The sequence below is a fragment of the Nonomuraea sp. NPDC048901 genome (assembly GCF_040649695.1).
Lineage (GTDB): Bacteria > Actinomycetota > Actinomycetes > Streptosporangiales > Streptosporangiaceae > Nonomuraea.
In genome coordinates, this window is record NZ_JBEZFW010000001.1 from 254,040 (window position 1) to 272,184 (window position 18,145).

Sequence of the window (18,145 nt, forward strand, 5' to 3'; positions counted from 1 at the left end):
GCCACGCGCCCCTGCCCTATATGGATTTCACCCACGAACGAGCCTTGGCCATGGGCATCGCAAGCTCGTCCTGAACGAGACGTACCGCTTCGTCCTCGTCGCCGCGCACCTTGAGCTGGCGCACGCGACCAGTGATGTCCATGGCCCTCATCGGGTCTGTGTACTTGTGTATGCGCCGCTGCCGCATGACCTTGACCAGCTGCATGACCCAATAGATGAGGAAGCTGAGAAAGAGTCCGGCGAAGATGAGAGAAATCACCGTTTCTAGCACGGATTGATCTTAGGATGCGGCCGCCGCCTCCCACGGAGTCCACACGGGGGATTCGCCCAGCTCGCACGTAAGCTTTGCCTTTTGACGGGGCAGCACAGTGGGCGGCCGACCTGCCGATTCCCCGCTCTCGACCGCCGGAGTCCTGACCCCTCGGCCGTGGCCGTCTACGAGGTTCACCACGCGGACGCCTCGCTGCCCCCGATGGGAGACGTGTCCGTCATTTCGGCATGTCGACATGGTCGCGAGACGCTTTCAGGGAAGGACGCCCGCCCATGACGATCTCTCTCACCGGCCGCCCCACAACCGGCCGCTACACAGTCGGCATGGCCACGAGCGCTGCCGACGTACAGGCCGCGCAACGGCTTCGCCACGAGGTCTTCGTCGAGGAGATGGGGGCGCGGCTCGACAGCCCGATCTCCGGTCTCGACGCGGACAGGTTCGACGCGTACTGCGACCACCTCCTGGTCCGCTACGACGACAAAGTGGTCGGCACCTACCGGTTGCTCCCTCCGGGACGTACGGACCGGCTGTACTCCGACGCCGAATTCGATCTCCGCAACCTGGCCGTCCTCAGGAAGGACCTGGTCGAGGCGGGCCGCACCTGCGTACATTCCGATCACCGCGCCGGCACGGTGGTCAGCCTGATGTGGGCGGGCATCGCGCGCTACATGGTGAACGGTGGCCACAAGTGGCTGGCGGGTTGCTGCTCGGTACCCCTCGACGACGGGGGCGCGGTCGCGGCCGGTGTCGTCGAGCGGGTGCCGCTCGGCCCGGCGGAGTACCGCGTAACGCCGCGCGACCCGTGGCGGATCAAGGGCGCCGCCCGTTCCGACCGGTTCGTACCGCCTGCGCTGCTCCGCGGCTACCTGCGGCTGGGCTCCTGGGTGTGCGGGGCGCCCGCGCACGACCGTGACTTCGGCACCGCCGACTTCTTCGTCCTGCTCTCGATGGCCAACGTCAACGCCCGCTACTTGCGGCACTTCCTGGGAGAACCGCAGTGACCGTCACCGCGGCCGGCCCGGTGGAGCTCAACCCGTGGCTCCGCATGGGCCCATGCACTCCCGACGCCTGTGTGGAGCCCCCGGCCGCGCTCGCCGGTCCCCTCCGCCGCGTGGCGCGGCTTCTCGCGGCCGTTCTCGTGCTGCTCGCGGGCCTCACGATCGCCCTGGCGACTCGCCGAGCCGGTACGGCCTGGCGGGCGGAGATCACGAAGACGTGGGCGCGGCTGCTGTTGCGCGTCCTCGGCATCAGGGTCAGAACCACGGTCGGCGTCGCCTTCTACACCGAACCACAGCCCGCGCCGACCGCACCAAACGCACGAAGCGCGCTGACCGCGCCTACCGTCCCGGCAGCGGGAGGCGCGCTTCTTGTGGCCAACCATGTCTCCTGGCTCGACCCGCTGGTCATGGCGGCCACGGTGCCGTCACGGCCGCTGGCGAAGCGGGAGATCGGTGAATGGCCGCTCATCCGTACGCTGGCCGCGGGTTCGGGCGCGCTGTTCATCGACAGGGAACGACTCTCCGCCCTGCCCTCGGCCGTCGCCACGGTCGCGAACGCCCTCAAAGCAGGCGACACCGTGATCGCGTTCCCCGAGGGCACGACGTGGTGCGGACGTGGGATGGGGGAGTTCCGGCCGGCCGTGTTCCAGGCGGCGATCGACGCGGGCGCCGCCGTACGCCCGGCCACACTGCGCTACCGCGAGGGGGACTCGACGTCGACCCGCGGCTGCTTTGTCGGAGACGACTCGCTTCTCGCCTCCCTCCTGCGGGTGACCGCGACCCGCCACCTGGTCGCCGAGGTCACCCTCTTCGCTCCCGTACGGCTCGCGCCCACCGGGCAGCGGCGGCACGAGGCGCGCGCCACGCTGGCCAGGATCGCCGAGGCCCAGGTACGCGCCGGCGTCGTCGAGCAGCACGGGGAAGTCGTTGTGCGGCACGAGAAACGCACCGACGCGCGTGTTCCTGGGCGGCGCCGCGAGATGGCACCACTATCGCCATGACATGGCCCGATACCGTCGTGAAATGGACACCAACCCCAGAGTTGCCCGTCGTCACGGGACGACGGGCAACCCGGAGCGTCCTAGCGAGCCAGGGACGCGAGGGTGTCCGGCTTGTTGGTGATGATGCCGTCCACCTCATAGCCGATCAGCCGACGCATGACGTCGGGGTCGTCCACCGTCCAGGCGAAGACCGCCATCCCCAGGCTGTGGACGCGCCGCACGTACTGCTCGGTGATGTTGCCGTACGGCGGGTTGATGTGGGTCGCGTACGCCGCCACCTTCGGCAGGTCCGCCATGGCCGGCGTGCCGAGCAGGCCGATGGGCACCTGGGGCATGGCGCGGTGGAACGTACGCATCGAGGCCCAGCTGAACGACTGCACGACCAGCCGGCCGGAGCTCAGCCATGAGGCGTTCTTCCGCAACTCGTCGGCGACCCGCTTTTCGATGCCCGGGTAGAGCTCCGGTGCCTTGATCTCCAGGAGCAGGCTGAGGCCGCTGCCGTCCATCTCGCTCAGGGTCTCTCCGAGGGTCGGTACGGGCTCGCCGTCGTACTTGACGGCGAACCACGAGCCCGCGTCCAGCCGCTTGATCTCCGCGAGCGTGAAGTCGCCGACCCGCCAGGGCGCCCGGCCGGGGAAGACCCTCTCGACGTCCGTGGTGCGGGACAGCGTCGTGTCGTGCATCAGGACGAGCTTGTGGTCCTTGGTCTCCTGCACGTCGAGCTCGAACGCGTCCGCGCCCAGCTTGTCGGCCAGCTGGAACGCGGTGATGGTGTTCTCGGGCGCGTCCGCGGAGGCTCCGCGATGCGCGACGACCTGGGGGGCTTGGAAGTAGATCGCCGATGACGGGGTGGCGGTCGCTGTGGGGGCTACGGTGGCGAGGGCGGCGAGGGACGTGGCGATGATGGCTCCGAGTCGGGGGAACATGGGGGCTCCTCTGGCTTGGGAAGGCAGCCGGCAAACCGAACTTGACAACCACGTGTGACGCGGAGTTGAGGGGAGAGCAACCCGCCGATGCCAGGGAGATGAGCATTGAGGACACCGGCTGTCCGGTCAGCCGCTCCCGCCCACGACGCGTTCCTGACGCTCCGGCTGATTGCCCTATGTCATCGGTCGAGCACGTGTCGTAACAAAGCGTTCCCCGTTCGACGGCCCGCCACGCGCGGCCGTCCTATCCCCTGGGCCAGTGCGGATCTTCGGTGTAGATCACGACCTGAAACGCATATGGCCTGTTGCGATCGTAAGTAGAGTTCTGGCAGGGTCCCACGGGAGATTCAGGATCGAGCGATGAACGAGCAGTGGCGGGAAATCGGCGACCGGGTCTATGTCCGGCGCCATGAGTCCTTCGACATGAACGTCGGCCTGATCGTCGGTGATGGCCACTGCCTGGTGCTCGACACCCGCGTGTCCCACCAGGAGGCCGCCGACCTGATCGAGGCGATCAAACGGGTCACCACCAGCCCGTGGACGGTCGTCAACACCCACTCTCACTTCGACCACTACTTCGGCAACGCGCTGTTCCTGCCGGGCGAGATCTGGGGTCACTCCAGGTGCGCCGAGGAGATCGAGCTGTACGGCGAGCAGCAGCGGGCCAAGTGGATCGAGCGCCTGCCCGAAGACCGGCGGGCGGAGCTGGAAGAGGTGGAGATCGTGGCGCCCGACCACACGTTCACCTCGACGGCCACGCTCGACATCGGCGGCCGGCTCGTGCACCTGAATCACTTCGGCCTCGGCCACAGCAGCAACGACATCGTGGCGCACGTACCCGATGCCGGGGTGGTGTTCGCCGGTGACCTGATCGAAGAGGGTGCCCCGCCGGCCTTCGGCGACTCCTACCCGCTCGACTGGCCCGCCACGGTGGCCGCGATGCTGACCGAGCTGCCCGAGCGGGTGATCGTGCCGGGACACGGCGCGGTGGTCGATCGCGCCTTCGCCATCGCCCAGCAGGCCGAACTGGTCGCCGTGGCGGAGCTCGCCGCGCGGGCGCACGTGGAGGGCCTGCGTGACCTGATCACCCAGTTCCCCTACCCCGAGGACGTCGCCAGGCAGGCCATCGAACGGGCCTTCCTGCAGCTCGACAGCCAACTGGCCTGACCGTCGCGCACGAGGCTGGACAGCCGTACTGTCGTTTTCTATAGTGCGTATTGCAATATAGAAGGAGGCATCATGGCACGACGCCACGACCTGGTCGGGCTGACCGTGCTCGCCATGCTCTCGGTACGTGCCAGCCACCCCTACGAGCTGCACCGCTTCATCGTCGACACGCACAAGGACTACGTGACCGGCCTGCCGCGCAGCCTCTACCACGCGGTCGAACGGCTGGCGAAGGACGAGCTGATCGTGCCGACGAAGACCGACCGCGAAGGCCGCCGGCCCGAGCGGACGGTCTACGAGATCACCGAGGAGGGCCGCCAAGAGCTGGCGACGAGGCTGCGCAGGATGCTGGAGCAGCCGGATGCCGACCGGCGCACGCTGGTGGCCGCCGTCTCCCTGATCGGCGCGTTGCAGGTGCCCGACGCCAAGCGGGCGCTGCGCACGCGTACGGCCTCCATCGAGGGGACGATCAGCGGCATCGAGGCGCACCGGCGGGCGATGGCGGAGAGCGGCCTGCCGGAGATCCTCATGCTCGAGATGGAGTGCGAGCAGGCCCTCTACACGGCCGAGCTGGCCTGGTTGCGCAGCGTGCTCGACCGGCTGGACAAGGGCGAGCTCGACTGGTCGGGCACGGTCAAGCAGTCGCTGATGGTGCAAGTGCTGGAAAGTTGAGTGGCCGCCGGGGTGCGCCAACACCCCAGCGGCCGGAAATCCGAACAAGGCGCCTGCCCTGTCCAGGACTCGCAGTCTCAGGATAGGCGCCGCGACAACAGGAGCAGTGCCATGTCCACTGAGATCAGAGACCTCCTCGCCAGGCTCACCGCGGCCTGGAACTCCGGCGACGCGGCGGCCTACGCCGCGCTGTTCACCGAGGACGCCGACTACATCACCTTCTTCGGCCTGCACCTTCAGGGCCGGGAGGCCATCGAGGTCGCCCACCGGCAGCTCTTCCAGAGCCCGATCAAGCTGACCGGAGGCGGCGGCGAGCCCATCGTCAAGCCGCTGGGCGACGGCGTCGCGCTGGTGATCTCCGGTGGCGGCTCGACCGTCGACGGGCGGCCCGACCCGAGCCGCGACTCGATCGTCACCTTCACCGCCGTCAGCACGCCCGGCGGCTGGCGCTTCGCCTCGTTCCAGAACACCCGGGTGCGCACGCCATGAGGAAGTCCCTGCTCGTCGAGGTGTCCGGGGTGGTCGAGGCGCCACCTGAGCGGGTACGCGAGGCGCTGATCAACCGCGACCCGCTGATCGACCGCGGGGGCCGGTTCACCGTCGAATACCACCCGGGTCACACCATGACCGTCGAGGTCACCGACCGTTCGATCGCCTACCAAGGCGGCTGGTGGTACCGGGCCGAATGGTCGCTGACCGGGCACCCCCAGGGCACGCTCATCGTCCATCGGGTGTACAACATCGCCGAGCGGATGCGGTGGGCCGTACCGCTGGCGAACCGGTTCTTCATGGGCTTCGACGAGGCCACACGCGAGGGGTTCGCCGAGGGGCTTGCTCAGATAGGAGGGGACTTGGGGTGCTCCGTGCACCTCACTTAAGCTCGCTGAGCGTAGACGCCGACCACCCCACGGGAGCCGCCGGCGTCTACATCCGAGCCGGGTTCGAGATCTGTCAGCGCGCCACGATGTACTCGCTGCCGATCACGCCAGCCTGATCTTGCCCTTCACCAGCTTGATCTTCTTCTTGGCGAGCGGACGCTTGGCCGGACCTTGCACCACCGCACCCGTCAGGGCGCTGAACTGGCTGCCGTGGCACGGACAGTGGATCTTGCCCCCGCTTACGCTCGCCACCGTGCAGCCCTGATGGGTGCAGATGGCGCTGAAGCACTTGAAGACGCCCTTCTTCGAGTGGGTGATCACGTACTTGCCACTAACGATCTTGCCTTTGCCGACCGGGATGCTCTTGGCGCTGGCCAGGACCGGACCGGCGGCCTCCTCTTCGGCCTCGGCGGGTCGCGCCCACAGGAAAACGGCTCCTGCTGCGCCCGCTGCGGCGCCACCTCGGGTGATCAGTGCACGGCGTGTGAGCATGATTGCCTCCTTCAACTAACCACACGATGAGAAGTGGCTAGTGGTTCAGGGGAAATCTCGCGATAAATCCACCTTCTTCGGCCAGCAGCGTGCCGCCGTGCAGCAGCGCGATGTCCCGCGCGATCGGCAACCCGAGCCCGGCCCCGCCGACATCCCTGGCCCGCGCCTCGTCCAGCCTGGTGAACCGGTCGAACACCGCCTCACGCTGCCCCACCGGAATCCCCGGCCCGTCGTCGAGCACCTGAAGCACGGCCTGACCGCCCTCCTGGCGTACTCGCACCCGTACGACCGCCGTGGCGTGCCGTACCGCGTTGTCGACCAGGTTGGTCACCAGGCGGGCCAGGTGCGCCCGCGAGCCCTGGAAGACGACGTCGGGCTCGACGTCCAGCTCCATCCGCAGCTCGGGCCGCCGCTTGATGCGCAGCGACTCCTCCGCCGCCACCTGGCCGAGGTCGAGGTCGCTCGTACGCAGCGGCTCACCCGCGTCGAGCTTGGCCAGCAGGAGCAGGTCGGCGGCCAGCGACTGGAGGCGCTCCACGTCGGCGAGCGCCTCGGCGGTCAGCTCGCTCGGCTCGGCCAGCTCCAGCCGGGCCCGCAGGGTGGCGATGGGGCTGCGCAGCTCGTGCGCAGCGTCCGCGACGAACCGTTTGTGCGTCTCGACGGCCGTCTCCAGCCGGTCGAGCGTGCCGTTCACGGTCGTCGCCAGGGCGGCGATCTCGTCGCCCGAGCTGGGCACGGGCACCCGCTGGTGCAGGTCGCGGGCCGTGATGTCGGCCACCTTGGCCCTGATGGCCGCGACCGGGGCGAGCGTGCGGCCGACCGAGAACCAGGTCATGCCCGCCACCACGAGCAGCAGCGCGGGCACGCCCGGCAGGAGGGCGCGGTTGAGCGTCTCCAGCGCCTCGTCGGCACTGACGAGCGAGGCCCTGGCCCAGATCTCCGCCGATCCGCCGGCCGTCGACACGGGCATGCGCGCGACCGCGAACTCACTGCCCTGCGCCCAGCTCGTCGCCGCCGGGGCCCCCACTGTCGTGAGCATGACGTCTGGATCGGCGATCCGCAGCGCGAGCGCCGGCTGAACCACCAACCCGCCCACTAGGTCATCGGCGAGGCGCGCCCGTGCGCCCGCGGTCGGCCCCGTCGTGGGCGCGTCACTGGAGGTACGTGTCAGCCCGCTGATGGTCGGTGCGTCACTGGAGGGGCGCGCCTTTCCTGCTGTGGGCGGCTCTCCCGCCGACGGGCTGCTGGAGGTGCGCGCCCGTCCAGTTGCGGCCGGCGCGCCGGAGGCGGGCGTCTGGGCAGTCGTGGGCCGGCTGAGCAGGGTGGTCAGGTCGACGGTCTCCGCGTACGGAGCCGCGGCCACGGCCTTCCTGGCCGCCTCCGCGCCCGCGCTGCTCTGCAGGCTGCCCCGCAGCGCCAGCACCAGCACGACCGCCGCCAGCCCCAGCGCCACGGCCACCACCAGTGTCGCCGCCGCGGTCGCGCGCAGCCGTACGGACGCCATCCCCACGGGCAGCCGTCCCAAGGTCAGGTGTCCGCGCCACCAGGTCATGCCGCCTCCAGCCGGTACCCGGCGCCGCGCACCGTCACCAAGGTCGTCCTGCCGAACGGTTGGTCGATCTTGCGGCGCAGCGCGCTGATGTACACCTCAACGATGTTCGGATCGCCGTCGTAGGAGAAGTCCCAGGCCTGCGCCAGCAGCTCGCTCTTGGAGACCACCTCGCCGGCCCGCCGCGCCAGCCCGTGGAGCACCGCGAACTCCTTCGGCGTCAGCGCGATCTGCACCTCCCCCCGGCGGCAGCGCAGCCCGGCCGGGTCCACGACCAGGTCCCCGACCGTGATCGTCACCGGCCGCTCGTGCCCGCCCCTCCGTACGAGAGCGCGCAGCCTGGCCAGCAGCACCACGTACGAGAACGGCTTGGCCAGATAGTCGTCGGCGCCCGTGTCGAGCGCCTCGGCCTCGTCGTAGATGCCGTCCTTGGCGGTGAGCATCATGATCGGCGTCCAGTTGCCGGCCTCGCGCAGCCGGGAGCACACGGTGTAGCCGTTCAGCCTGGGCAGCATCACGTCGAGCACGATCACGTCGTACGTGTTCTCCGAGGCCATCCAGAGCCCGTCGCGCCCGTCATAGGCCACGTCGACGGCGAACCCCTCACCCGCCAGGCCGCCCTTGACCAGATCGGCCAGCCGCTGCTCGTCCTCCACCAGTAGCACTCGCACACCGAACAGGGTCCCGCACCCAACCTAAAGCCAACCTGAAGATCATTTAGGGCGCCTTCAGGATCACTTCAGGTACGGCGGGCCAGGCTCGGGGCGTCCGATCGTTTCCAGCAAGGAGATTCCATGTTCAAGCGACGTCTCGCGGTCCTCGGCGCGGTGGGCGTGCTCGTGCTCACGGGCCTGGGCGGATCCGCGATGGCCGACGAGGCTCCGTCGGCCGTCCCGGGTGTCAAGGTGACGTGTACGACGAGCGACGGCAAGACCATCGCGTTCGCCGAGCGGGCGCGCACCCTTGGGGACCTCGCCGCCAAGCCGGGCGAGAAGGCGCCTGAGGGCGGTGTGGCCCTGCGCCTCCGGGACGACCAGACGATCGAGATCGAGTCGCTCCCGGAGGGGGCGGTCACGAAGGCGCTCCCGGCCAAGCCCGCTGAGGGGTTCACCGCCGAAGGCGGCGAGCCGGCCGACGACGCCGGGAAGACAGGCATCGCCCGGCCGACGGAGGACGGCAGCCTACCGACCAAGATCGCCAAGACGGTCGCCGTCAAGTGCGAGCCGATTAAGTGAGGGCCGATTAAGTGAGGGCCGCGCCCGCCGTAGCACCGGGGGTGTACGGCGGGCGCGCTCACTCGAACCTGACGGGTGCGCGTCCACGGGGGCGTTCACTCACTCCGGGAGCGACGGGTGCGGCCCCAAGGCCCAGTACTCGAACAGGCCGTGACCCACGAGCCCGTCGTACTCGAAGCGCCCCACGGCGTCGACCATCCCCCACATTTTGGACGCGTCGTCGGGCAGCGTGTAGGTCACGCCTTGCACGACCGGCTCCGCGCCCTGGTACATCCCGTGCTTCCAGTCCGGCTCCAGGCCGTAACCGGTGCCGACCATGAGGTGGACCGGCAGCACAGGGGTGCAACGCACGTCGAACGCCTTGCCGCCGGGAGGTGAGAAGGTGATCGTGGCCTCGACGACGTCCCGGGTCCCGGGCGCGTAGACGGGGTGGTACTCGGGCCGGCCCAGATACTCCTCCTCGCGCCCGTCGGACCAGACCCTGGTGGCCTCCTCCAGGACGCGGCGGCCCTTCTCGTCCTCCTGGATGATGCAGAGGATCGCGTGGTCGTCGAACCGCATGGGCGTGTACAGCCAGTAGAAGCTCCCCGCGTTCTTCGCCTGGATGCCCGGCGGCTCGGGCTCGCCGACGGGCCTGATGCCCCAGGACCGGTCGCGGGTGCCCTGCCATCGGTCAGGGGTGACGGATATCTCGTCGTCCCCGATGCGGATGTGGCCGGACCAGGCCCCGGTCTGCGCCAGCCGTACGGAGTCGAAGATGACCCGCTCCTGCCAGCGGACGAAGTGCCGTGGCTCGAGCGTCGCCGGGATCGTGCCCTCCCAGGTGAGGTCGAAGGACAGGCCATGCTCGTTGGGCTCCAGGATGATCTGGAGCCGTTTGAGCCCTTCGATGACCTTCACCTGGAACGGGCCGATCTCGGTGTTCATCCGGTCGGTGCCGAGCTCGCGTGAGGCGCGGACGACCCGGTGCAGGTTCCCGTAGCGGACGCAGGCGAAGGCGTCGGTGACGCCCAGGTTGGGGTACTGGCCGGCGCCGACGATCAGCATGAGCTCGTCGGTGCCGGGGTGGCAGTTGAAGTAGTAGCGGTCGTAGAAATTGCGGTCCGAGGTCGCCACGTGCCGCATGACCTGAGCCGCCTGGTGGATGGGGTAGTCGTCGAGCGGGGACAGCGCCATGCCGCCGGTTGTAGCAAGCGCTTGGTGTAGGCGTCAACGCCTATGGGCGGAAACGCGAAGCGCGCCCCCCGCTCGATCGAGTGGGGGGCGCGCTTTCGCGCGGATCACGTCATCTTGCGCGATGCCTCATCCGCCTTGTCGGACATCTCGGACGCCATCCTCTCGGTGGTGTCCGCGGTCTTGTCCGCCTTGTCGCCGGCCCACTGCGACGCGTCCGAGGCCGAGTCCTTCATGTGCTCGGTCCACTGCCGGGCGTTACGCCGGTAGAACAGATAACCGAGCGCGCCCACAGCGATACCGGTCAGAAGGATCATCACTGGCATCCCCCGCGACCTTCGCGGGGTCGGGTCGATCCGCTCGGCGGCGTTGATCAGCATGGCGCTGACCTTGGGGGCGAGCTCATCCTCGACCCGATGCGCGGCCTCTTCCAGCCTCGGGGCCGCCCAGTAGCGGGCGTCCTCGATGCGATGCGCGGCGACCACCTTGGCCTGATCCGCCATCACCTTGGCTTGATCCGCCATCACCTTGGCCTGATCCGCCATCGGCGTCATTTGCCGGCCAGTTCTCATGGCCCGGGCCTTCATACGGCCCATCCACGTGGTTGGGACTACGATGACCACGCGGCGATTTTTCAGTGTCAGGGACACAACAACCTCCCCTGCTTGATGGGGCCCCGAGCCTGACCTTCCCGTAGCGAAGCGGCTCAATCATGGCGTCCGTGGCAGGATGGCTTTTGCGGCCTAACGACCGTGGTCATCAAAATCCACAAAACCAACCTTGTACATAGAGGGGGGCAGCTGTCTCGTGGCCGAGAAGCTGATCGCAAACCTGCAGACAAATCGCGGAAATATCAAGATAGAACTCTTCCCCAACAAGGCTCCCAAGACGGTCCGCAACTTCGTCGAGCTCGCCGAAGGCGGCCGTGAGTGGACCCACCCGGGCACCGGGGAGACGAGCACCGGCCGTTACTACGACGGCACGATCTTCCATCGGGTGATCCCCGGCTTCATGATCCAGGGTGGTGACCCGCTGGGCGAGGGCATCGGCGGCCCGGGCTACGACTTCGACGACGAGATCCACCCGGATCTCTACTTCAACCGCCCTTACCTCCTGGCCATGGCCAACGCCGGCATCCGGTTCGGCAAGGGCACCAACGGCTCGCAGTTCTTCGTCACGGTCGTGCCCACGCCGCACCTCAACGGCAAGCACACCATCTTCGGCGAGGTGATCGAGGGCCAGGACGTCGTCGACGCGATCGCCAAGACGCCGACCGGCCAGCGCGACAAGCCGATCGACGCGGTGGTCCTGGAGTCGGTCACGATCGACCGCGTCCAGGGCTGACCTACGTGGGCTGACCAGGTACCACCCAGGATTGACCTAGGCACACATCCTGGGCTGACCCCGGCGAACCGTCCAAGGCCGCCCAAGGCGCACGGGGCGGGCTGAACACGCCAGCGCGGTGATGCCGCGCAGGCCATAGGCTGCGGTCATGACCAGCCAGCCGCCCAGCCCGCCCCCGCAGCCCGAGCAGCCTGCGGAGACCGTGCCGACGTGCTACCGGCACCCCAACAAAGAGACTTGGGTCCGCTGCCAGCGTTGCGAGCGTCCCATCTGCCCCGACTGCATGCGCGACGCCGCCGTGGGCTTCCAGTGCCCCGAGTGCGTGAGCGAGGGCAATCGAGGGGTACGCCAGGCGCGGTCGACGTTCGGCGGCGCCCTGGTCACCACGCCATACGTCACCTGGGTGACCCTGGCGCTCAACGTGCTCGTCTTCGGCGCCCAATATCTGACGGGCAACGCAGTCACCGAACAGCTGGCCATGCGGCCGTACAACGTCGTCGCCGGGCATGAGTACTATCGGCTGCTCACGTCGGCGTTCGTGCACGACGGGCCGTTCCACATCCTGTTCAACTGCTGGGCGCTCTACGTCATCGGCCCCTACCTGGAGCGGGCCTTCGGGCACACCCGCTACCTGGCCGTCTACCTGGTCAGCGCGCTGGGCGGCTCGGTGCTCGGCTACTGGCTCGACCCGCTCGGCCAGTACACGGTCGGGGCGTCAGGAGCCATCTTCGGGCTGTTCGGCGCCGTGTTCGTGGTGGGGCGCAAGCTGAACATGGACGTACGCGGCATCGCCGTGCTGATCGCGATCAACCTGGCGATAACCTTCCTGGTCTCCGGCATCAGCTGGACCGGCCACATCGGCGGCCTGATCACGGGATCGGCCCTTGCCGGGGCCCTGGCCTACGCTCCCAAGAGCAACAGGACCCTCTGGCAAGTGCTGACGGTCGTGGGAGCGCTGGCCATCCTGGTCGTGCTCGTGGCCGTCAGATCCTCGGCCCTCCTGGGCGGCGTGGGCTGACTTCCCCAGGGTGTGGAAAAACTGTGGAAAAAAACTAACGCCAGCGGGTGGAGAGCACGACCCCGAAGATGATGAAGACGAACCCGATCAGCAGATTCCAGTTGTGGAGATCGCCGATGAAGGGTGCGCTGGGCGCCACGTAGTAGACGGCGATCCACAGGATGCCGAGGATCCACGACACCACCATCGTGGGAGCCAGCCAGCGCGGGCTGACCGTGACCTGCTGGGACTTCTGCGGCGGCGTGTAGACCGCCTTCTTGCGAGCCTTGGACTTGGGCACTGGAAACTCCTGCTGGGCGCCTGGGCATCCGGGTTGTCCACAGGCTATTAGTTTTGAGCGTAATTGCTTTGAGCGTAGTGGAAGCGTGCCCAGGATAGTCGCCACGCGCACGAGATGGCGATCCCCGGCCTCCGGATGGGCCGCGCTTACGCTGAGTGAGTGAGGGCCGTGCTGCGGGCCGCGGGGGAATCGAGCATCACCGCGGGCCTGATCCTGTTGTTGTTCTGCGCCTACCTGCTGTGGGGGACGGGCGTCTATACCCAGCGCATGCAGTTGCAACTGCAGCAGGAGCTGGTGGAGGAACACGCGCGCCCGGAGCCGGCCAAGCTCCGGAAGATCGAGCTGGGCCGGGCCGTGGCCATGCTGCGCATCCCGAGGCTCGGGCGCGACTACCACTACGCCGTGGTCGAGGGCGTGGACGCGGAGCACCTGAAGAAGGGCCCGGGCCACTACCCCGGCACCGCCCTCCCCGGACAGATCGGAAATTTCGTCGTATCGGGTCACCGGACCACGTACCTGGCGCCGTTCAACCGGATCGACGAGCTCCAGCGCGGCGACGAGATCATCGTCGACGCCCCCGAGGCCCGCTACACCTACCGGGTGACCTCGCAGGACGTCGTGTACCCCGACGAGGTCGACGTGATCGCCTCGGTGCCCGGCAAGCCCGACACCAAGCCCATCAGGGCCTACATCACGCTGTCGACCTGCCACCCCGAATACTCCGCCGCCCAGCGGCTCATCGTGTTCGGCGTGCTGAAGAAGACCGAGCTCAGGATGGAATGACATGTACGGATGGCTCTGGGACAGGCTGCCCGGCGGCACGGGCACCAAGCTGCTGGCGGCCACCGCGCTGGTCGCCGTGGCGGGCGTCGTACTCTGGTATGCCGTGTTCCCGCTTCTCGAACCCGCGGTGACGCTCGACGAGGTGACCGTACGGAAATGACCCGCGTGCTGGTCGTGGACAACCACGACAGCTTCGTCCACACCATCGTCCAATATCTGCGTGAGCTGGGCGCCGCGTGTGACGTGCGCCCGCGCGACGACGTGCGCGTGAGCGACGCCGACGGCTTCGACGGCGTCCTGGTGAGCCCGGGGCCCGGCACACCGGAGGCGGCGGGCGTGAGCGTCCCCCTGGTGCGCCACGCGGCCCTGCGCGGCCTGCCGCTGCTCGGCGTCTGCCTCGGGCACCAGGCGATCGGCCTGGCCTACGGTGCCACCGTGTCGCGGGCGCCTGAGCTCGTACACGGGCGGACCAGCGCGGTGTCGCACGACGGGCTCGGGGTGTTCGCCGGGATCCCCTCGCCGGTGCGGATGACCCGCTACCACTCGCTGGCCGTACGGCCCGACACGGTACCCGCCGAGCTCGACGTGACCGCCCATACCGAGGACGGCGTCATCATGGGGCTGCGGCACCGCACGGCGCCCATCGAGGGCATCCAGTTCCATCCCGAGTCCGTGCTGTCGGAGCACGGGCACCGGCTGCTCGGCAACTGGCTGCGCGGGATCGTGTAACACTCGACCGCCGCCGGACGACAGACAGATGAGCGTCCCCGCCGTCGCCCCCGAGCGGCGGGGACGCTCTTTTACGTGTCCGACGTGCCAGGGCCGCCCCCCGGTGTGGGAAGGCGGCCCTCTTTTACGTGCCTGACGTTCCGGAGCCGCCCTCCCGGTGTGGGAGGGCGGCTCCGTCGCCAAGCTCTGCTCAACGCCTCGCGGGTCAGCCTTGGATGCTGTCGTCGTCGATCGGTGAGTCGTCGGTCGGCTGCGTGTCGTCCGTGGGCGAGTCGGTCGGCTGTGGCTGGTCCGTCGGTTGGTCCGTCGGCTGTGGCTGCTCCGTCGGCTGCTGCTCCGGACCCGTGGAGACCACGATCGTCACGGTGGTGTTGGGGTTCTGCGGTGTGCCCGCTTCGGGGTTCTGCTGGATGACCGTGCCCTGAGGCTGGTCGTCACTTGCCTGCGGGACCGCCTTGACCTTGAAGCCCGCCCCTCTGAGCGTCTTGGTGGCGTCCGCCTGGGTCAGGCCGATCACGCTCGGGATGGCGGTCTGCTCCTTGGGCACGTAAAGCGTGACGGTGCCGTCCTTCTCGACCTCCTCGCCGGCCTTGGGATCGGTCTCGATGACCTTGCCCTGCGGCTTGCTGGAGACCTTGGTCTTGACCGTGCCGGTCAGCCCGACCTTCTCGAGGATGTCGTTGGCCTCCGCGGTCGTGGCGCCGATCAGCCCGTCGGGAACCTTCACCTTCGGCGGGCCCTTGGACACGACCAGCTTGACCGTGGAGTCCTTCGCCACGTTGGTGCCTGCGCCGGGCTCGGTCCTGATCACGGTGTCCTTGTCGTACTCGGCGCTGGCCTCCTTCACCACCTCGGCCTTCAGCCCCAAAGTTTCGAGCTGGGTCGTGGCGGCCTGCAGTCGCTGCGCGGCGAGCGAGGGGACCTTGATCTCGCCCGTGGGCTTGTCGCCGCCGCTGCTGAACACCACGTAACCGATGCCGATGAACGCGCCGATGATCAGGAGCGGGATGACGATCCAGGCCGCGGTCTTGAGCGCGGTGTTGCCGCCGCCGCTGTTGGCGCGCCGCCGGCCGCCCCGGCCGCCGTGCCCGCCCTCGTCGTACTCGTAGGGGGGCACCGCGCGGGTGCCCTGAGTGGCCGGGCCGGTGGCGGCCTGGGTCGCCGTCATCATGCGGGTGCCCGCGCCGTAGTTGCTGGTCATCGCCATCGTCTGGGCGTCGACCGGCATGCCGGACATCGCCCGCTGGATGTCGGCCCGCATCTCGCCCGCGTTCTGGTAGCGATGCGCCGGGTCCTTGGCCATGGCCTTCAGCACGATCGCGTCGCACCACGCGGGGATCTCGGGGTCGATCTGCGACGGCGGGATGGGTTCCTCGCGTACGTGCTGGTAGGCGATCGCCACCGGGGAGTCGCCGGTGAACGGCGGCTGGCCGGTGAGCAGCTCGTAGAACACGCACCCGGTGGAGTAGATGTCGCTGCGGGCGTCGACCCGCTCACCGCGCGCCTGCTCGGGCGACAGGTATTGGGCGGTCCCTATCACCTGCGCCGTCTGCGTCATCGTCGCGGCCGAGTCGGCCATCGCGCGGGCGATGCCGAAGTCCATCACCTTGACGTCGCCGTTGCGGGTGATCATGACGTTGGCCGGTTTGATGTCGCGGTGGACGATGCCGCCGCGGTGGCTGTAGTCCAGCGCCCGCAGGATGCCGTCGACCAGCTCCGCCGCCCGCTCCGGCAACAGCCGCCGGTCGGCCCGCAGCAGGTCGCGCAGCGTCCTGCCGTCGACGTACTCCATCACGATGTAGGGCACCGGGGCGCCCTCGCTGACGTCTTCGCCGGTGTCGTAGACCGCGACGACCGCCGGGTGGTTCAGCGAAGCCGCGGACTGCGCCTCACGGCGGAAACGCGCCTGGAAGGTGTGATCGCGCGCCAAGTCAGAGCGGAGGGTCTTGATCGCGACTACGCGGTCCAGCCGGATGTCTCGGGCGCGATAGACCTCGGCCATGCCGCCGCGCCCGACGACGCCGTCGAGCTCGTAACGACCTCCGAGTCGCCGAGGCTGAGTCATTTCCTGCACTGTCCCTTACCGTTCATCTTGGGTACCGGCCTGCTCGCGGGCCGCCGGTGTCCATCATCGACCCCGTGGCGCATCACGTCTCCTCCTTCGGCGGGTTTGTGACACCCGGGTCAGGCGAAGCACTTGGTGTCGGAGTTGTCGGTGTAGTGGTGGGCCTGGGCGTCGGTGTGGGAGTCGGGGTACGGGTTGTCGGGGTGGACTTGGGGGTTGGCTTCCTGGTTGGAATTGCCGTCACGCTTACCGTAGCCGACCGTGAGGGTACCGGCCTCTTCGACTTCACCGTAACGACGGGAGGTCGTCGAGTGTGAGTCTTGGCCTTGGACGGCTTCCATACCGGGGTCACGCTCACCGACTCCGACGGGTCGGCGATGCTGGGCGGGCCGGACACCGCGTCGCGGTCCATGAAAGTGAAGGCGCTGAGCCCGACGGCGGCGGCGCAGCCCGCGCTGGCGAACAGCGCCAGCGTCAGCCTGCCCCTGCGGCGGCGGGGTGGAGCGGGCGCCGCACCGGGCCGCCCGGTGATCGAGCCGGGGGACGGCGAGCGCAGCGTCGTGGCCGTCGGCGTGGCGAGGTCGTCGGTGACAGACCCCTCATCCGGCCGCCCCCGAAGGCCCTCGTGCTGCCGCCACTCCTGGAAGCCCTCTTGCCGCTGCCGGCCCCGGACGCCTTCCTCCTGCTGGCGTACGCGGAAGCCCGCCGGATCGGTGAGCATGCTGAGCTCGGCACCCGACTTGTTGGCGGCCAGCGACTGGCGCAGCCGCTGGGAGCGGTCGGCGACCTCCATGGCCGACGCGGGCCGCTGCCGCGGATCCTTGGACAGCAGCACCATGACCAGCTCGCGCACCGCGGCGGGCACGTCGACGCCGAGCGGTGGCGGCGGGTCGTTGAGGTGCATGAGCGCGATCGCCACCGGCCCTTCGGCCTGGAACGGCGTGCGCCCCGACAGGCACTCGTAGGCCACCACGCCCAGCGAGTAGAGGTCGGTCGACGGGGTGAGAGGCAGCCCCTGCGCCTGCTCCGGGCTGACATATTGGGCCGTACCGAGCACGGTGCCCGTCAGCGTCACCGGAGCCGACTCCATGGCGCGGGCGATGCCGAAGTCGGTCACCTTGATGGTGCCCTCGGGCGTGACGAGCAGGTTGCCGGGCTTGATGTCGCGGTGGATGACCCCCGCCGAGTGGGCGGCGTGCAGCGCCTTGGCCGTCTGGTGCACGACGTCGAGCGCCACTTCGGGCATGAGCGAGCCGTTGCGGGTCAGGATGGCGGACAGCGGCTCGCCGTGCACCAGCTCCATCACCAGGTAGGCGAGGTCGCGCTGCTCGCCGTAGTCGAAGATCTGCGCGATGCCGGGGTCGGCCAGGGCGGCCGTGATCCTGGCCTCGTTGCGGAAGCGGCCGCGGAAGGACTGGTCGTCCTGGATGTGGCTGCGCAGCACCTTGACCGCGACCTCACGGCCGAGCAGCTCGTCACGAGCACGCCAGACATCCCCCATACCGCCCGAGGCGATGCGGGAGAGCAAGAGGTAGCGGTTACCGAGCCGCATGATCCAGCAGAG

Annotated in this window: 22 protein-coding genes; 12 read left to right on the top strand and 10 right to left on the bottom strand. The window is 68.8% G+C overall.

Annotation, left to right across the window (positions count from 1 at the left end):
• Positions 1 to 16 precede the first annotated feature (16 nt).
• A complete protein-coding gene (locus tag AB0C30_RS01310; RefSeq protein WP_357938325.1) occupies positions 17 to 271 on the bottom strand; it encodes a hypothetical protein in 255 nt (84 codons plus the stop codon).
• Positions 272 to 543: 272 nt separating this feature from the next.
• Between AB0C30_RS01310 and AB0C30_RS01315 the strand changes: the two genes are divergently transcribed.
• Together AB0C30_RS01315 and AB0C30_RS01320 are read left to right on the top strand one after the other, a co-directional pair.
• Positions 544 to 1,272, top strand: coding sequence for a GNAT family N-acyltransferase (locus AB0C30_RS01315; protein WP_357938326.1), 729 nt, complete (start codon positions 544 to 546; stop codon positions 1,270 to 1,272).
• Positions 1,269 to 2,270 (top strand): lysophospholipid acyltransferase family protein, encoded by a 1,002-nt coding sequence (locus AB0C30_RS01320; protein ID WP_357938328.1) that lies wholly within the window; start codon positions 1,269 to 1,271, stop codon positions 2,268 to 2,270. Before AB0C30_RS01315 ends, AB0C30_RS01320 begins: the two co-directional genes overlap by 4 nt.
• Positions 2,271 to 2,350: 80 nt before the next feature.
• Here the strand turns inward: AB0C30_RS01320 and AB0C30_RS01325 are convergent, their stop codons facing one another.
• The gene (locus tag AB0C30_RS01325; protein WP_357938330.1) at positions 2,351 to 3,196 is read right to left on the bottom strand and encodes a glycerophosphodiester phosphodiesterase family protein; all 846 of its coding nucleotides are present in this window, start codon (positions 3,194 to 3,196) and stop codon (positions 2,351 to 2,353) included.
• 360 nt (positions 3,197 to 3,556) lie between these two features.
• Between AB0C30_RS01325 and AB0C30_RS01330 the strand changes: the two genes are divergently transcribed.
• From AB0C30_RS01330 to AB0C30_RS01345, 4 genes are all read left to right on the top strand, one after another.
• Positions 3,557 to 4,363, top strand: a complete 807-nt coding sequence (locus AB0C30_RS01330) for an MBL fold metallo-hydrolase (protein WP_357938332.1) — start codon at positions 3,557 to 3,559, stop codon at positions 4,361 to 4,363.
• Positions 4,364 to 4,435: 72 nt separating this feature from the next.
• Positions 4,436 to 5,035: a PadR family transcriptional regulator gene (locus tag AB0C30_RS01335; RefSeq protein WP_357938334.1), complete on the top strand. Its 600-nt coding sequence runs from the start codon at positions 4,436 to 4,438 to the stop codon at positions 5,033 to 5,035.
• A gap of 111 nt (positions 5,036 to 5,146) precedes the next feature.
• On the top strand, positions 5,147 to 5,524 hold the full coding sequence (locus tag AB0C30_RS01340; RefSeq protein ID WP_357938336.1) for an SgcJ/EcaC family oxidoreductase: 378 nt from the start codon (positions 5,147 to 5,149) through the stop codon (positions 5,522 to 5,524).
• Positions 5,521 to 5,913, top strand: coding sequence for a hypothetical protein (locus AB0C30_RS01345; protein ID WP_357938338.1), 393 nt, complete (start codon positions 5,521 to 5,523; stop codon positions 5,911 to 5,913). The genes AB0C30_RS01340 and AB0C30_RS01345 overlap by 4 nt, the downstream gene beginning before the upstream one ends.
• A 102-nt stretch (positions 5,914 to 6,015) precedes the next feature.
• On the opposite strand, the gene AB0C30_RS01350 is transcribed toward AB0C30_RS01345, so the two are convergent.
• Genes AB0C30_RS01350 through AB0C30_RS01360 form a run of 3 tightly spaced genes read right to left on the bottom strand, consistent with a single transcriptional unit; the run spans position 6,016 to position 8,625 of the window.
• Positions 6,016 to 6,405: a Rieske (2Fe-2S) protein gene (locus tag AB0C30_RS01350; protein WP_357938339.1), complete on the bottom strand. Its 390-nt coding sequence runs from the start codon at positions 6,403 to 6,405 to the stop codon at positions 6,016 to 6,018.
• Between the two features lie 37 nt (positions 6,406 to 6,442).
• On the bottom strand, positions 6,443 to 7,957 hold the full coding sequence (locus AB0C30_RS01355; RefSeq protein ID WP_357938341.1) for an ATP-binding protein: 1,515 nt from the start codon (positions 7,955 to 7,957) through the stop codon (positions 6,443 to 6,445).
• Complete coding sequence (locus tag AB0C30_RS01360) at positions 7,954 to 8,625, bottom strand: response regulator transcription factor (protein WP_357938343.1); 672 nt, start codon at positions 8,623 to 8,625, stop codon at positions 7,954 to 7,956. Before AB0C30_RS01360 ends, AB0C30_RS01355 begins: the two co-directional genes overlap by 4 nt.
• 123 nt (positions 8,626 to 8,748) lie before the next feature.
• Here AB0C30_RS01360 and AB0C30_RS01365 point away from each other — a divergent pair, with 123 nt between their 5' ends.
• Positions 8,749 to 9,189 carry a hypothetical protein gene (locus tag AB0C30_RS01365; RefSeq protein WP_357938345.1) on the top strand — a complete coding sequence of 147 codons (441 nt, stop codon included), beginning with the start codon at positions 8,749 to 8,751 and terminating at the stop codon, positions 9,187 to 9,189.
• 99 nt (positions 9,190 to 9,288) lie between these two features.
• On the opposite strand, the gene AB0C30_RS01370 is transcribed toward AB0C30_RS01365, so the two are convergent.
• Both AB0C30_RS01370 and AB0C30_RS01375 read right to left on the bottom strand, forming a co-directional pair.
• Positions 9,289 to 10,365 (bottom strand): hypothetical protein, encoded by a 1,077-nt coding sequence (locus tag AB0C30_RS01370; RefSeq protein WP_357938347.1) that lies wholly within the window; start codon positions 10,363 to 10,365, stop codon positions 9,289 to 9,291.
• A gap of 104 nt (positions 10,366 to 10,469) precedes the next feature.
• Complete coding sequence (locus AB0C30_RS01375; RefSeq protein ID WP_357938349.1) at positions 10,470 to 11,012, bottom strand: YtxH domain-containing protein; 543 nt, start codon at positions 11,010 to 11,012, stop codon at positions 10,470 to 10,472.
• 157 nt (positions 11,013 to 11,169) lie between these two features.
• Here AB0C30_RS01375 and AB0C30_RS01380 point away from each other — a divergent pair, with 157 nt between their 5' ends.
• The gene (locus tag AB0C30_RS01380) at positions 11,170 to 11,706 is read left to right on the top strand and encodes a peptidylprolyl isomerase (protein WP_357938351.1); all 537 of its coding nucleotides are present in this window, start codon (positions 11,170 to 11,172) and stop codon (positions 11,704 to 11,706) included.
• Positions 11,707 to 11,854: 148 nt separating this feature from the next.
• Complete coding sequence (locus AB0C30_RS01385) at positions 11,855 to 12,724, top strand: rhomboid family intramembrane serine protease (RefSeq protein ID WP_357938353.1); 870 nt, start codon at positions 11,855 to 11,857, stop codon at positions 12,722 to 12,724.
• A 34-nt stretch (positions 12,725 to 12,758) separates the two neighbouring features.
• On the opposite strand, the gene AB0C30_RS01390 is transcribed toward AB0C30_RS01385, so the two are convergent.
• Complete coding sequence (locus AB0C30_RS01390; RefSeq protein WP_357938355.1) at positions 12,759 to 13,004, bottom strand: cell division protein CrgA; 246 nt, start codon at positions 13,002 to 13,004, stop codon at positions 12,759 to 12,761.
• A 159-nt stretch (positions 13,005 to 13,163) separates the two neighbouring features.
• On the opposite strand from AB0C30_RS01390, the gene AB0C30_RS01395 reads away from it, so the two are divergent.
• Genes AB0C30_RS01395 through AB0C30_RS01405 form a run of 3 tightly spaced genes read left to right on the top strand, consistent with a single transcriptional unit; the run spans position 13,164 to position 14,516 of the window.
• On the top strand, positions 13,164 to 13,787 hold the full coding sequence (locus AB0C30_RS01395) for a class E sortase (protein WP_357938357.1): 624 nt from the start codon (positions 13,164 to 13,166) through the stop codon (positions 13,785 to 13,787).
• Between the two features lies 1 nt (position 13,788).
• A complete protein-coding gene (locus AB0C30_RS01400; protein WP_357938359.1) occupies positions 13,789 to 13,947 on the top strand; it encodes a hypothetical protein in 159 nt (52 codons plus the stop codon).
• Positions 13,944 to 14,516: a gamma-glutamyl-gamma-aminobutyrate hydrolase family protein gene (locus AB0C30_RS01405; RefSeq protein WP_357938361.1), complete on the top strand. Its 573-nt coding sequence runs from the start codon at positions 13,944 to 13,946 to the stop codon at positions 14,514 to 14,516. Before AB0C30_RS01400 ends, AB0C30_RS01405 begins: the two co-directional genes overlap by 4 nt.
• A gap of 205 nt (positions 14,517 to 14,721) precedes the next feature.
• On the opposite strand, the gene pknB is transcribed toward AB0C30_RS01405, so the two are convergent.
• Positions 14,722 to 16,581 (bottom strand): Stk1 family PASTA domain-containing Ser/Thr kinase, encoded by a 1,860-nt coding sequence (pknB, locus tag AB0C30_RS01410; protein WP_357938363.1) that lies wholly within the window; start codon positions 16,579 to 16,581, stop codon positions 14,722 to 14,724.
• 82 nt (positions 16,582 to 16,663) lie between these two features.
• Positions 16,664 to 18,133 (bottom strand): serine/threonine-protein kinase, encoded by a 1,470-nt coding sequence (locus AB0C30_RS01415; protein ID WP_357938365.1) that lies wholly within the window; start codon positions 18,131 to 18,133, stop codon positions 16,664 to 16,666.
• Positions 18,134 to 18,145: the final 12 nt, after the last annotated feature.